At 66.7% G+C, this 13,602-nt stretch carries 12 protein-coding genes and 2 tRNA genes; 8 read left to right on the forward strand and 6 right to left on the reverse strand.

Features of this window, described 5'->3' with window-relative positions:
• Positions 1-33 precede the first annotated feature (33 nt).
• Positions 34-110: transfer RNA gene (locus Q0071_RS07625), tRNA-Asp, on the forward strand.
• 172 nt (positions 111-282) lie between these two features.
• Positions 283-771: a hypothetical protein gene (locus tag Q0071_RS07630; protein ID WP_298166989.1), complete on the forward strand. Its 489-nt coding sequence runs from the start codon at positions 283-285 to the stop codon at positions 769-771.
• On the opposite strand, the gene Q0071_RS07635 is transcribed toward Q0071_RS07630, so the two are convergent.
• The 4 genes from Q0071_RS07635 to thyA form a co-directional block, all read right to left on the reverse strand.
• Complete coding sequence (locus tag Q0071_RS07635) at positions 768-2,045, reverse strand: dihydrolipoamide acetyltransferase family protein (protein WP_298166991.1); 1,278 nt, start codon at positions 2,043-2,045, stop codon at positions 768-770. The two genes, Q0071_RS07630 and Q0071_RS07635, sit on opposite strands and share 4 nt — an antisense overlap.
• Positions 2,046-2,049: 4 nt before the next feature.
• On the reverse strand, positions 2,050-3,063 hold the full coding sequence (locus tag Q0071_RS07640) for an alpha-ketoacid dehydrogenase subunit beta (protein ID WP_298167008.1): 1,014 nt from the start codon (positions 3,061-3,063) through the stop codon (positions 2,050-2,052).
• Positions 3,064-3,077: 14 nt separating this feature from the next.
• Complete coding sequence (locus Q0071_RS07645) at positions 3,078-4,367, reverse strand: 3-methyl-2-oxobutanoate dehydrogenase (2-methylpropanoyl-transferring) subunit alpha (protein ID WP_298166993.1); 1,290 nt, start codon at positions 4,365-4,367, stop codon at positions 3,078-3,080.
• A gap of 99 nt (positions 4,368-4,466) precedes the next feature.
• Positions 4,467-5,429 (reverse strand): thymidylate synthase, encoded by a 963-nt coding sequence (gene thyA, locus Q0071_RS07650; protein ID WP_298166995.1) that lies wholly within the window; start codon positions 5,427-5,429, stop codon positions 4,467-4,469.
• Positions 5,430-5,537: 108 nt separating this feature from the next.
• On the opposite strand from thyA, the gene Q0071_RS07655 reads away from it, so the two are divergent.
• From Q0071_RS07655 to Q0071_RS07665, 3 genes are all read left to right on the forward strand, one after another.
• Positions 5,538-5,867, forward strand: coding sequence for a hypothetical protein (locus Q0071_RS07655; RefSeq protein ID WP_298166996.1), 330 nt, complete (start codon positions 5,538-5,540; stop codon positions 5,865-5,867).
• On the forward strand, positions 5,860-7,392 hold the full coding sequence (locus tag Q0071_RS07660; RefSeq protein WP_298166998.1) for a methyl-accepting chemotaxis protein: 1,533 nt from the start codon (positions 5,860-5,862) through the stop codon (positions 7,390-7,392). The genes Q0071_RS07655 and Q0071_RS07660 overlap by 8 nt, the downstream gene beginning before the upstream one ends.
• Positions 7,393-7,519: 127 nt before the next feature.
• Positions 7,520-7,596, forward strand: a tRNA-Pro gene (locus Q0071_RS07665).
• A 107-nt stretch (positions 7,597-7,703) separates the two neighbouring features.
• Here the strand turns inward: Q0071_RS07665 and Q0071_RS07670 are convergent.
• Entirely contained in the window at positions 7,704-8,156 is a 453-nt protein-coding gene (locus tag Q0071_RS07670; RefSeq protein WP_298167000.1) for a DUF3429 family protein, read from the reverse strand.
• 108 nt (positions 8,157-8,264) lie between these two features.
• Entirely contained in the window at positions 8,265-10,334 is a 2,070-nt protein-coding gene (gene recG, locus Q0071_RS07675; protein WP_298167009.1) for an ATP-dependent DNA helicase RecG, read from the reverse strand.
• Between the two features lie 142 nt (positions 10,335-10,476).
• On the opposite strand from recG, the gene Q0071_RS07680 reads away from it, so the two are divergent.
• The 3 genes from Q0071_RS07680 to Q0071_RS07690 all read left to right on the forward strand — a co-directional run.
• A complete protein-coding gene (locus tag Q0071_RS07680) occupies positions 10,477-10,878 on the forward strand; it encodes a host attachment protein (protein ID WP_298167002.1) in 402 nt (133 codons plus the stop codon).
• A gap of 265 nt (positions 10,879-11,143) precedes the next feature.
• Positions 11,144-11,425 carry a succinate dehydrogenase assembly factor 2 gene (locus Q0071_RS07685; protein WP_298167003.1) on the forward strand — a complete coding sequence of 94 codons (282 nt, stop codon included), beginning with the start codon at positions 11,144-11,146 and terminating at the stop codon, positions 11,423-11,425.
• 20 nt (positions 11,426-11,445) lie between these two features.
• Positions 11,446-13,602 (forward strand): CarD family transcriptional regulator (locus Q0071_RS07690; RefSeq protein ID WP_298167005.1); only part of this gene is annotated, 2,157 nt, incomplete at its 3' end.

Below are 13,602 nucleotides of genomic sequence, written 5' to 3' on the forward strand. Positions count from 1 at the left end.
ACTCCTCCCATAAATGCGGCGCTCCCAAGGCGAGCGGGTGTAGCTCAGTTGGTTAGAGTATCGGCCTGTCACGCCGAGGGTCGCGGGTTCAAGTCCCGTCACTCGCGCCATTGGGAAGACGAAAAAGGCACCTTCGGGTGCCTTTTTCTTTGCCCGCAGCACTCGGTCGCAGGGACCCCTCGGCGCGCAAAGCCCGCAGGCCCGCATTAACCAAACTTTATCGGCCCTTGTGCCAACCATGGCCCCATCGGCGCAATGAGCGCAGAGGGGGCAATGCAAGCAATGTACAAGGCGGTCCTTCCGGCGATGCTGGTCGCAGGCGCGACAAGCGCGGCGCTCATGCCGGTCGCAGCCCATGCCGCTGCCCAGCCTTCTGGCGGCGTGCAGTTTGCCAGCGATGTCTTCGTTGAGCGCTTCCAACCTGCCCCCGGCGGCCGCACTGCCCGCATTCTCGAACGCGCCGATCAGCTCCGCCCCGGCGACCGCGTGATCTTCGTAGTCAACTGGTCCGGGCGCAAGGATGGCGGCTTCACCGTCACCAACCCGCTACCGCGCACAATCGCCTTTGCCGGCGCAACGGATGAAACGCAGGAAGTCTCGGTCGACGGCGGCCGCACCTGGGGCGCGCTTGAAGACCTCATGGTCCGCGACAGCAATGGTCGCCCGCGCCCGGCCCACGCCGAGGACGTCACCCACTTGCGCTGGCGCATCCCGGTCCAGCTCGCGCTCGCGGGCACAGGCCAGATGACCTGGCGCGGGGTCGTGCGCTAATCCGCCAGCAGCAGCACCGGCGTCTCGATCAGCCGCTTGAGCGCCTGCACAAAGCTCGCCGCATCCCAGCCATCCACGACGCGGTGATCGCAGCTGATCGAAACGTTCATCAGTTTGCGCTTGGCCACCCGCTCGCCGCCCATCCCGTCGGGCACGAACATCGGCCGCTCGACAATGCGGTTGGGGCCGATGATCGCCACTTCCGGCCGGTTGATCACCGGCGTCGTCGCCACCCCGCCCAGCGCGCCAAGTGAAGTCACGGTGATTGTCGAGCCCGAAAGCTCGGCCGACGTCGCCGTTCCGCTGCGCGCCGCCTCCGCAAGGCGGCCGATCTCGTTCGCCAGCTGCCACAGGTTGCGATCCTGCGCGTCGCGAATCACCGGCACCATGAGGCCGCCCGGCGTCTGCGTCGCCATGCCCAGATGCACCGCGCCGTGCCGCGTCACCACGCCCGCCTCGTCATCATAGCGCGCGTTGAGCATCGGGAAGTCCGGCAGCGCCTTGCAGATCGCGGTGATCAGCAGCGGCAGCATGGTGAGCTTGGGCTTTGATCCGCGCGCCTCGTTCAGCTGGGCCCGCATCGCCTCCAGCGCCGTAACGTCGCATTCCTCGACATAGGTGAAATGCGGGATCGCGCGTTTGGAGGCCGCCATATTCTCGGCAATCCGTCGGCGCAGTCCGATGACCTTTACGGTCTCGTCCTTGCGCGCAGTTCCCGCAGGACGGAACCCGCCGCCTGCATTGTAGGCGAGGAACGCGTCGAGATCGGCATGGCGGACCCGCCCCTCTTCCGAAGGCTTCACTTCGGCGAGGTCGATGCCCAAGGCATCGGCCCGCGCCCGCACCGCAGGGCTTGCCAGCACTTTGGACCGATGCGCAACCTTCTCCCTCTCCCCTTCAGGGGAGAGGGTCGGGGAGAGGGGAATGACAGCAGGCGCAGCGTCTGCGGCCCCCTCTCCCAACCCTCTCCCCTGAAGGGGAGAGGGCTCCACGGCTGACGCATCAGACGAAACCTCGGCCTCAGCCTCATCCCCCTCGGTCTCGATCACCACCAGCGGCGAGCCGATCGCGATCACATCGCCGACATCACCCGCAATCGAGATGATCCGCCCGCTCACCGGGCTCTCCATTTCGACCGTGGCCTTGTCGGTCATCAGGTCGGCCACGCGGCCATCCTCGGCGACCAGATCGCCCACCTTGACATGCCAGGCGACAATTTCGGCCTCGGCGATGCCCTCGCCGATATCGGGCAGGCGGAACGTGAAAGTACCCATGGCGTCAGGCTTTCAAAAGACGGTCAACAGCCTCGCCAATGCGGACCGGACCCGGAAAATACGCCCATTCAAGGCTATGCGGATAAGGCGTGTCGAAGCCCGTCACACGCTCGATCGGGGCTTCAAGGTGGTAGAAGCAGCGCTCCTGCACCAGCGCGGAAAGCTCCGCCCCAAAACCGCTGGTGCGCGTCGCCTCATGGACGATCAGACACCGCCCCGTCTTCTCAACCGAGGCCTTGATCGTTTCGATATCGAGCGGCACCAGCGTGCGCAGATCAATGATTTCGGCATCGACGCCCTTTTCCGCCAGCACCGCCTGCGCCACATGAACCATCGTGCCATAGGCGAGCACCGTCATCGCCTCGCCTTCGCGCACCACCCGCGCCTTGCCCAGCGGGATGCGGTAATACCCTTCCGGCACCGCCCCAGCGGGATGGCGCGACCACGGCTCGACCGGCTTGTCGTAATAGCCGTTGAACGGCCCGTTGTAGATGCGCTTGGGCTCGAAGAAGATCACCGGATCGTTGTCTTCGATCGCCGCGATCAACAGCCCCTTGGCATCATGCGGCGTGCTCGGGATCACCGTCTTGATCCCAGAAACATGGGTAAACAGCGCCTCCGGGCTCTGGCTATGCGTCTGCCCGCCGAAGATGCCGCCGCCAAACGGCGAGCGCACCGTGATCGGCGCGGTAAACTCACCCGCCGAACGATAGCGCAGCCGCGCCGCTTCGGAGACGAGTTGGTCCAGTCCCGGATAGATATAGTCGGCAAACTGGATTTCCGGCACCGGACGCAGGCCATAGGCCCCCATCCCCACCGCCACGCCGATGATTCCGCATTCGCTTATCGGCGTATCGAACACGCGGGTACGGCCATATTTCTTCTGGAGGCCCGCCGTCGCGCGGAACACGCCGCCGAAATAGCCGACATCCTCGCCCATCACGACGATATTGCTGTCACGCTCCATCATCACGTCGAGCGCGTCGTTGATCGCCTCGATCATGTTGAGCTTCTTCATGGAAGGCTGCTCGCTCACGAGTCCTCCTCCTTCCATTCGGGCCATTTGATTCGGCGCTCGCGGATCGCCTGCTCGCTCTGTTCCTTGAGGTGCCAGGGCAGTTCCTCGAACACATCCTCGAACAGCGTGCGGAACGGGTGGTGCAAGCCGTGCCCCAGCACACCGTTGGCCTCCGCCGCCTTCGCTGCGGCCTTGACCTGTTCGGCAAGCTCAAGGTCCATCGCGGCATGCGCTTCCTGCGTCCATTCGCCGAGCGCTTCCAGATGCGCTGCAAGCCGCGCGATAGGATCACCCAGCGGCCACTCGCTGCGCTCCTGCACAGAGCGGTACTGCCCCGGATCGTCCGAAGTCGAATGCCCTTCCGCGCGGTAGGTGAAGTGCTCGATCAGCGTCGGCCCGCCATTGGCCCGCGCCCGGTTCGCCGCCCAGCGCGTTGCCGCATAGACCGCCAGCGGATCGTTGCCGTCCACCCGGATGCCCGCAATGCCATAGCCGATGGCCCGCGCCGCAAAGGTCGTCCGCTCCGCTCCGGCAAAGCCCGAAAAGCTCGAAATCGCCCACTGGTTGTTGACGACATTGAACACCACCGGCGCGTTGTAGACTGCCGCGAAGGTCATCGCCGAATGGAAGTCTCCTTCCGCAGTCGATCCCTCACCCAGCCACGAAGCCGCAATCCGCGTATCGCCCTTGATCGCGCTCGCCATTGCCCAGCCCACGGCCTGGGGATACTGCGTGGCAAGGTTGCCGGAAATCGAGAAAAACGAAGCCTCGCGCGCCGAATACATGATCGGCAGCTGGCGGCCCTTCAGCTTGTCCGCCTTGTTCGAATAGATCTGGTTGATCATGTCGACCATCGGATAGCCGCGCGCGATCAGGATGCCCTGCTGGCGGTAGCTGGGAAACACCATGTCGTCGCCCGCCAGCGCCATGGCCGGGGCGATCGAAGTGGCCTCCTCGCCGGTGCACTTCATGTAGAAGCTGGTCTTGCCCTGCCGCTGCCCGCGATACATCCGGTCGTCGAACGCCCGCGTCAGCGCCATCAGCCGCAGCATCCGCCGCAAGGTTTCGGGATCGAGCTTCGGGTCCCACGGCCCCACCGCGCGGTGATCCTCGCCCAGCACACGGACGAGATCGAGGCACAGCGGATGCGTCTCGCTCGCGGCACAGCCTTCGTCCGGCCGCGCCTGCGCACCCGCCTGCGGGATCACCAGATGGCTGTAGTCCACCGCATCGCCGGGGCGAAAGCGCGGTTCGGGAACATGCAGTTCAAGCGGCGGGAGATTGCTGCGGGAAGCTTCGGTCATGCGCAAACTGCCAGCATCGGTCACTCCCGGCGCGTCTCTCCAGTGAGACGCATTATTAGCTCACCGCATAATAATATTACACGCAGCTTTCCGAGTCAATCAAACCGCCACCGGGGCCGCAATGTGCGCCTGCGGGGCATAGCCGGTCACCTCGAAATCCTCAATCCGGTATCCGAAGATACTATCTGGCCGTCGATGGATAGCGAGTTTCGGGCTACCATCGGGCAGGCGTGCCAACTGTTCTTCCACAAGATCTGCATGGTTGAGATAGAGATGCGTATCGCCCCCCATCCACACCAGTTCGCCGGGCTCAAGGTCGCATTGCTGCGCCAGCAGGCGAATGAACAGCGCCCCGCCCCAGAGGTTGAACGGCAGACCCAGCGCGACGTCGCAGCTGCGCTGATAGAGCAGCCCCGAAAGCTTCCCGTCCGCGACGTGGAACTGGTAGGTCTTGTGGCACGGCGGCAGCGCCATCTGGCCTAGTTCCGCCACGTTCCACCCCTCGACGATATGGCGCCGGCTGCCGGGGTTCTTCCGCAGGCTCTCGACCACCTCGGCCACCTGGTTCACGCCCTCCGCCCGCCGCGCAAAGAGCCCGCCCTCCGCTGGTTCGTAAACCGGCCAGTCCGTCCACTGCTTTCCGTAAACCGGCCCCAGATCGCCCCACTCGGCCGCAAACGCCTCGTCCGCCACGATCCGCGCCGAAAAGTCCGTGCGGGAAATGTCTTCGCCCGTCGCGCGGCGATAGCGGTCCAGCGGCCAGTCGGTCCAGATTTCCACCCCCTGCGCGCAGAGCTCGCGGATATTGGTGCGGCCGGTCAGGAACCACAGGAACTCGCGCGTCGCGGTCTTCCAGTAGACGCGCTTGGTCGTCAGCAGAGGCATCGCGCCATCGGCCAGATCGAACCGCAGCTGCGCGCCGAACACCGACCGCGTCCCTACGCCCGTGCGGTCCACCCGCTCGTCACCCTCCTCCCAGATGCGGCGCATCAGGTCGAGGTATTGCTGTTCGGAATGCGCTTGCAGCGCCGGGACTCGCGAAGGGGAAGCGGCAGTGGCCATGTCCACTGTCTAGCCGCGTCCCGCCGTACTGACCAGCGCCCGCTCTACGCAGTTAACCTTAACCCTGCCCTTCCATGCCGTAAGTTCGGATCGGACTATGCAGCTGGAATGGCCCCCTCCCTCGTCCCCGGTCCAAGCCACCGCCTTGCGCTTGCCGCGCAGTGCGCCGTGCTGGCCCTGGTCGTGGCCACTGCCGAACTGGCCCCCCGCCCCGGCCTGCCCGCGCTGTATCTCCCGGTCATGCCGGCAAACCGCCATGCCGCGCTTGATTGGGCGCTCGCGCATGGAGCCGCACTCAATGGCGCCGGTCCGCTCGGCGGTCTCGTCCTCACCGCGCCGCCCCCCGGCTTCGGTCTGCGCGCGCTGCGCGAGGGTGCGCTTGCCATCGCCGTCCCGTCCTTCCTCTGCCAGTCCCCGGAAACCCGCCCCCATGGATGAACTCCTCGCCGTCCGCCGCAATGGCCTAAGGCTCCTGGCCGCAATCTGCGTGCTCGCCATCCTCGCCATCGGCGTGGGCACCGCGATGGCCAGCACCGGCGTGCTGCCGCTGCTCCTCGCCGCCGCCGTCGGCGCGATCCCGCTGGCACTTGTCGCACAAGGCCGCGCCGATGCCGGCACCCGCCTTGCCATGGGCAGTGCCGTTGCCGCCTATCCGATGATCCTGCTCTACCAGTGGTCCGGCCAGCCCTTCATGGTCGATATCCACATGACCTTCTTTGCGGCGCTCGCGATGCTCGCCGCCATGGCCGATTGGCGCCCGGTCATCCTCGCCGCCGCCCTCACTGCCGTCCACCACCTCCTTGCCAACTTCCTCGCGCCCGGCATCGTGTGGACGGGAGGCCCCGCCTTCATCCGAGTGCTCTTCCACGCCGCCGTCGTCGTGGCCGAGACCGGCGCCCTCGTCGTGCTGTGCGAACAGGTCGCCCGTCACATCCAGCACCAGGGCAAGATCCGCGCCCAGGCCGAACGCATCGAAGCCGAAGCCGCCGCCGATCGCAGCCGCGCCGCCAGCGAGCAGAATGCCGTGATCGGCGCCATCGCTTCCCGGCTGGAGGCGCTGGCCCGGGGCGACCTTGCCCTGCGCATCACCGAGCCCTTCCCCCCGGCCTACGAAGCCTTGCGCACCTCGTTCAATGAAGCCGCCGCCGATCTCGACCAGCTTCTCGGCCGCGTCACCGCCGCCGCGCACCAGATTGCCACCGGTTCGTCCGAAATCCGCAGCGCGTCGGATGATCTGGCCCGCCGCACCGAAGCACAGGCCAGCGCCATCGCCGCCAACAGCGAGGCGACCACCACGCTCGCCACCGGCATCCGCACCACCGCCGCACGCGCCGAAGCAGTGAGCCGCACCACCGCCGAAGCCCAGGCCAATGCAGCCACCGGCGGCGCCGTGGTCGAACGCGCCATTGCCGCGATGACCGCGATCGAGCAGTCCTCCAGCGAAATCGCCCAGATCGTCTCGATCATCGATGGCATCGCCTTCCAGACCAATCTCCTCGCGCTCAACGCCGGGGTCGAGGCCGCCCGCGCGGGCGAGGCGGGCAAGGGTTTTGCCGTGGTTGCCACCGAAGTGCGCGCGCTCGCCCAGCGCAGCGCCGATGCCGCGCAAGATATAAAGAACCTCATCAGTGCGTCCTCGGCGCAAGTCGGCACCGGTGTCGAACTCGTCGGAGAAACCGGCACCGTCCTGCGCACCATTGTCGAACGAGTCAGCGAAATCAGCGGCGCGATCAGCAGCATCGCCAACGAATCTGCTGGCCAGGTCGAAGCGCTCGGCTCCGTCCGCGCCAGCTTCAACCGCATCGATCAGGTCACCCAGCAGAACGCCGCGATGGTGGAGGAAAGCAACGCCGCCGCGCACAGCTTGCTGCGCGAGGCCGAAACGCTGCAGGACCTCGTCGCCCGCTTCCGCCTTTCCGGCGAAAGACAAGCACCGGCGCCGACGTTCAGCCGTGCCGCCTGAGCCTTCCGCACCAACCAATCAAAATCCTGCAAAAGGGTGCTTGTCACCCTCAAATCACCCGCCTATAGCGCGCCCCTGCCTTGCTTCCGGGCACCCGTCATCGGGCTTCTGGAGGTGAACGATCGGTCGGGGAATAGCTCAGCCTGGTAGAGCACTGTCTTCGGGAGGCAGGGGCCGGAGGTTCGAATCCTCTTTCCCCGACCAATTCGTTCCAATCGCAAGCACCATGGGCCGCAGCAGGCCCCTTCCTTAGTCATTGCGAGCTGAGCGAAGCGATCCAGATCGTGCGAGCGCAGCGCCTGCAAGCCCGCTCAGACCCCCGCCGCCCGCTCCGCCATAAGCCCGATCAGCACGGAAATTCCGCCCAGCCCGATGGACAGGTTGCGCCGCAGGGCCAGCCAGCCATTCGGCTTCAGCCCCACGGCCAGGTCGACCAGCGGCGAAAGCGCGATGCACACCCCCAGCGCGATGAGTTCCGGCCCCGGCCAGGTCCAGCCCAGCATCCACGGAAACCACCCTGCCAGCGCGATCAGCGAAGGCATGACACCGGCGAGGAAAATCCAGCGCGGGCTTTCCGGCCGGGCAATCCCGATGCCCCACCACACCCCGCCCAGAAAGCTGAAGATCAGCGCCGCATAGGCATAAGCCAGCGCAAGGCCCGTCCACGCCCATGGCCCACCTTTGAACACCGCCAAGAGCGCCGCAAATTGCGGCAAAAGGCCCGCATATCCCAAGGCCCGGGCCGCTTCCGAAACACGCTTCACAACCAGAATCTCCAAAACTTTCCGTTCGTGTCGAGCGAAGTCGAGACACCTTGCACCAGCGTCTCGACTTCGCTCGACACGAACAGACTTGTGCCTGCATTCGCGAGGCTATCCGCCGCGCAGCAGCTGCACGCCCCAGTCGCGCTCGAACAAGTAGAGCAGCGCGCGCGCCGCCTGTCCCCTCTGGGAAGCCAGCCCGCCATCGCGCTCCATCAGCAGCCGCGCGTCGTCATGCGCCATGGGCAGGAGCCGGGCAATCTGTTCGAAGTCGGCTACCCGAAAGGGCGTATCGCCCGATTGCCGCGTGCCTAGCAGCTCGCCTCCGCCGCGCAGCCGCAGGTCTTCCTCCGCAAGCCGAAACCCGTCCTGCGTCTCGCGCATCAGCGCAAGCCGCTCGCGCCCCACTTCCGAAAGCGCATCGCCGCGCAGCAGGAGGCAGGTCGATTTCGCAGAGCCGCGCCCCACCCGCCCGCGCAGCTGGTGGAGCTGAGCCAGCCCGAACCGCTCGGCCTGCTCGATCACCATCAGGCTCGCTGCGGGCACATCGACACCGACCTCGATCACCGTCGTCGCCACCAGCAGCTTGGCCTCGCCGCGCACGAAGCGCTCCATCGCGGCGTCCTTGGCCTCGGGCCGCAATTGCCCGTGGACGAGCACGACATCCTGCCCAAACCGCAGCTGCAATTCAGCAAAGCGCGCCTCTGCCGCTGCCAGATCGGCGTTTTCGTTCTCACGCACCATCGGGCACACCCAATAGGCCTGCGCGCCGGTCGCCAGGTGCCGCGCGAGGCCTTCCACCACATCCGGCATGCGCTCCACCGCCACCACCCGCGTGTCGATCGGCTGCCGTCCGGGCGGCATTTCGTCGAGCTTGGAAACTTCCATCTCGCCATATTGCGCTAGAGTCAGCGTGCGCGGGATCGGCGTCGCGGTCATGGCCAGGCAATGCGGCGTCGCCTTGCCCTTCTGCGTCAGCATCAGCCGCTGGCCCACGCCGAAGCGGTGCTGCTCGTCGATCACCACCAGCGCCAGATTGCGATAAGTCACGCTTTCCTGAAAGATCGCGTGCGTCCCCACACAGATATCGATGCTGCCGTCGAGCAGCCCCATGAGGATCGCCTCGCGCGCCTTGCTTCCGCCACGCTGCGAACTCTTTCCGGTCAGCAGCGCGATTTGCACGCCCGTCCCCGCCGCCATGCGCTGCAAGGTCTCGGCATGCTGGCGCGCCAGAATCTCGGTCGGCGCGAGCAGCGCGGCCTGCGCCCCCGCCTCCACCGCAATCAGCATGGCATGCAGCGCAACCGCCGTCTTGCCCGAACCCACATCGCCCTGCAGCAGCCGCAGCATCGGCGCGTCCTGCGCGATGTCGCTTTCGATCTCCGCCACCGAGCGTGCCTGCGCCCCCGTCAGCGCAAACGGCAGCCGCAGCTTCTCGCGCAGCCGCCCATCACCCCGCAGCGGCACCGTCCGCCGCGTGCGGTTGCTGGCCTTGACCAGCATCAGGGCCAGCGAGTTCGCCAGCAGTTCGTCATAGGCCAGCCTGTCGCGCGCCGCCGCATCCGTGCCCTTGTGCGCCCGCACCAGCGCGTCCTTCCACGTAGGCCAGCCCGATTGTGCCAAAAGCCCCGGCTCGATCCATTCGGGCAGTTCCGGCACTAGTCCCATCGCCTGCCCCACGATCGCGCCGATCCGCCCCTGCGTCAGCCCCTCGGCCAATGGATAGACCGCCTCGTTGAGCGAGCCCGCCAGCGCGGCGCTGTCCTCGGCAATATGCTCGGGATGGACGATCTGCCAGGACTGCCCATACTGGTCGAGCCGCCCGGCAACCCAGCGCTTCTCGCCCACCGGCAGCAGCTTCTTCGCGCTGTAGCTCGCCCGCCCGAACCACACGAGCGCGACATAGTTGCCCAGCGCATCCTCGGCCATGATCCGGTAAGGCCCGCGCCCCGTGCTGGGTCGGTGCTCGCGCGCCGTCAGCGCGATGACGATCTGCTCGCCGATCGCTGCTTCATCGAGGTTGCCCACCGCCCGCCGCGCCACAAACCGGTCCGGCAGGTGATAGACAAGGTCGCGCACCCGCGTCAGCCCGAGCTTGCCCAGCGGCCGCGCCAGCCCCGGCCCCACGCCTTTGAGGCCCTCGGTCTCGGCAAACAGCGGATTGAGCAGATCGGGACGCATCGCGCTCATCCATAGTCACGCCCGCCGCGAAGCGCCACACCCCGACCAATTTGATCAAACGCATGGATGCAGGTTTTCTTCGGGCCCATCACGGCCTCTCAAGCGTTCACACTGAACCTTCACAGCGCAGGAACCCACGAAAATGCTTATCCCTCACGGAACCATTGTCGCCATCGTCGATGGTGCGCATTTTGCCTTGCTGCGCAACAGCGGCACCGAAAACGAACCCGTCCTCGAAGCCCAGGCTCTGCCCGCACTCGATCTCCACGGCCATGCCTCAGGCGGCCAGCACGGGCACATGAGCGGCCACGATCCGGCCAGCCAGGTGATCGAAGCACAGCACGGCGCGGCAGTCGTCCAATGGCTCAATGCCGAAGTGCTGGCGCACCGCATACAGGACCTCGTGATCATCGCCTCGCCGCGCGCTTTGGGTGAATTGCGCCCGCACTATCATGGCCAGCTGAAAACAGTCCTGCGGCGCGAACTGGCCAAGGAAATGGTGGGCCGAACCGGCACCGAAGTGCTGGCAGCGCTGCGGATCTGAAGGGTTCATCCCTTCGCAGTGGGTCGAAGACAGGGTTTCTCGCAGAGACGCAGAGGAAGCTGAGTTCGCAGAGATGTTGGTCTTGCGGCGAAGCCGCGCTGGCTTCAAGGACGGCGGGAAGTCGTGGTCAGACTGCGCGCCGCGTCCCCGCCATGCAGTCTTTGCGCCCTCTGCTTCCTCCGCGTCTCTGCGAGAAACCTCTTTGCCCTTCAGGCGTCCGGCTTGGAGCTTGCCCCGCAAGCCCTTCACGGCGTACGGCGCGCGAATGACCGAACCCGACTCTTCGCCCCAGCACCGCCTCGCGCGGATGAAGTTCCGCGCCTGGCATCGCGGCACACGTGAGGCGGACTACATGATCGGCTGCTTCTTCGATACGCGCCACAAAGGCTGGGACGAGGCGGCGCTCGATTGGTTCGAACGCCTGCTTGAGGAAGACGACGTCGATATCATGGCCTGGGCGCTCGGCACCCAGCCCGTTCCCGAAGCCTTCGCGGGCGCAGAGATGGACGCCATGCGCCGCCTCGACTACGTCGATATCCCGCGCTGAGCCAAGCGGCCCCTTTTCGCATGCCCGATCCGTCCCGCATCCTGTCGGCCACGACGCCGCTCACCCTCGCTTCGATCGCCCGGGGCGCGCAGCCGCTCGTCCTCGCCGATCTCGCCCGCGCTGCCGCCACGGGCAAAACGCCCAAGCGCACCATCTTCATCGCCGCCGACGATGCCGCCATGCGCGCCGTCACCCAGAGCGCCGCCTTCTTCGCGCCCGAGCTCGACGTGGCCGAATATCCCGCGTGGGACTGCCTGCCGTTTGACCGCGCGTCACCCGCCATGTCGGTCAGCGCCCGCCGCCTCGCCGCGCTCCACGCATTGCAGCAGCCGCTTGAAGGCCCGCAGCTCTTCGTCACCACGATAAACGCGCTTCTCCAGCGCACGCTCACCCCGTTCCGCGTGCGCGAATCGGTCCGCGCCTTACGCGTCGGTCAGGAGATCGCGCGTGACGCGCTGATCGCGCTCGTCCAGCGCCAGGGCTATTCCCGCGTCGATACCGTGGTGGATTCGGGCGAATACGCCGTACGCGGCTCGGTCTTCGATCTCTATCCCAGCGGCCTAAGCCACGGCCTTCGCCTCGATTTCTTCGGCGACGAGATCGAGACGATGCGCCTGTTCGATCCCGCCACCCAGCGCTCGGTCCAGCCCGTGCAGTCGCACCTCCTGCTCCCCGCGAGCGAGGCCCTGCTCGACGAAGACTCGATCCGCCGCTTCCGCACCCGCTACCGCGAGCTGTTCGGCGCCAATGCCACCGGTGATCCGCTCTATCAGGCCGTCAGCGACGGCCGCCGCCTTGCAGGCATGGAGCATTGGCTCCCGCTTCTAGAAGACCGCCTCGTCACGCTCTTCGATCACCTTTCCGATGGCGATCTCATCCTCCTCGATGCCGCCGCCGCCAAGGCTGCCGAGGAACGCCTCTCCGATATCGCCGACTACCGCCAGGCCCGCGCCGAAAGCAGCGCGCGCGGCGGCAGCACCACCTATCGCCCGCTTGCAGAAACCGCCCTCTACCTCAGCCGTGACGAGTTTGACCGCGCCCTGATGGGCTGGCCCGTCCACCGCATGACCCAGTTCGCGGAGCCCGAGAGCGCCCGCGTCCTCGATTTCGGCTTCGGCCCCCCGCGCGATTTCGCGCCTGAACGCGCATCTGGCGCCAATATCTACGAAGCCGCCGCCAAGCACCTCGCCGCGCTCGCCACGCGTGGGCGCAAGGCGGTCGTCGCGGCCTATTCCACCGGCTCCCGCTCCCGCCTCGCCTCTCTCCTCGGCGACGCCGGAAAAGCGCCCCCGATCCTCGCCGAAACCTGGCAGGAAGCCCTCGGCGCCGCCGCCACCGGCAAGCCCGCCGCCGTTGTCCTCCCGCTCGAACAAGGCTTCTCCAGCGGCGATGTCGAAGTCCTCACCGAGCAGGACATCCTCGGCGACCGCCTCGTGCGCCCCAAGCGCAAGCGCAAGGATGCCGACGCTTTCCTCGCCGAACTCGCGGCGCTCGGCACCGGCGATCTTGTCGTCCACATGGAGCACGGCATCGGCCGCTACATCGGCCTTGTGCCGGTCGACGTCGGCGATAGCCCGCACGACTGCGTCCAGCTCGAATACCACGGCGGCGACAAGCTCTACATCCCGGTCGAAAACCTCGACGTCCTCTCCCGCTACGGCCACGACAGCGAAGGCATCCAGCTCGACAAGCTCGGCGGTGAGGCATGGCAACGCCGCAAGGCGAAGATGCGCGAGCGCATCCTCGAGATCGCCGGCCAACTCATGCAGACGGCGGCGCTGAGGGCCTTGCGCGAAGCGGATACGCTGGCCCCCGATCCCGCCAGCTACGGCCCCTTCGTCGACCGCTTCCCCTGGGCCGAGACCGACGATCAGGAACGCGCCATCGAGGATGTCCTTGGCGATCTCGCCTCAGGCAAGCCGATGGACCGCCTCGTCTGCGGCGATGTTGGCTTCGGCAAGACCGAAGTCGCCCTGCGCGCCGCCTTCGTCGCCGCCATGGCCGACAAGCAGGTCGCGATCATCGCCCCCACCACGCTCCTCGCCCGCCAGCACTACACCGCCTTTGTCGAGCGCTTTTCCGGCTTCCCGCTCGAAGTCGGCCGCCTCTCGCGCCTCGTGCCCGCCAAGGAAGCCGCCGCCACGAAGGAGGGCCTCGCCGCCGGCACCGTCGATGTC

Source organism: Novosphingobium sp. (assembly GCF_027486195.1).
Lineage (GTDB): Bacteria > Pseudomonadota > Alphaproteobacteria > Sphingomonadales > Sphingomonadaceae > Novosphingobium.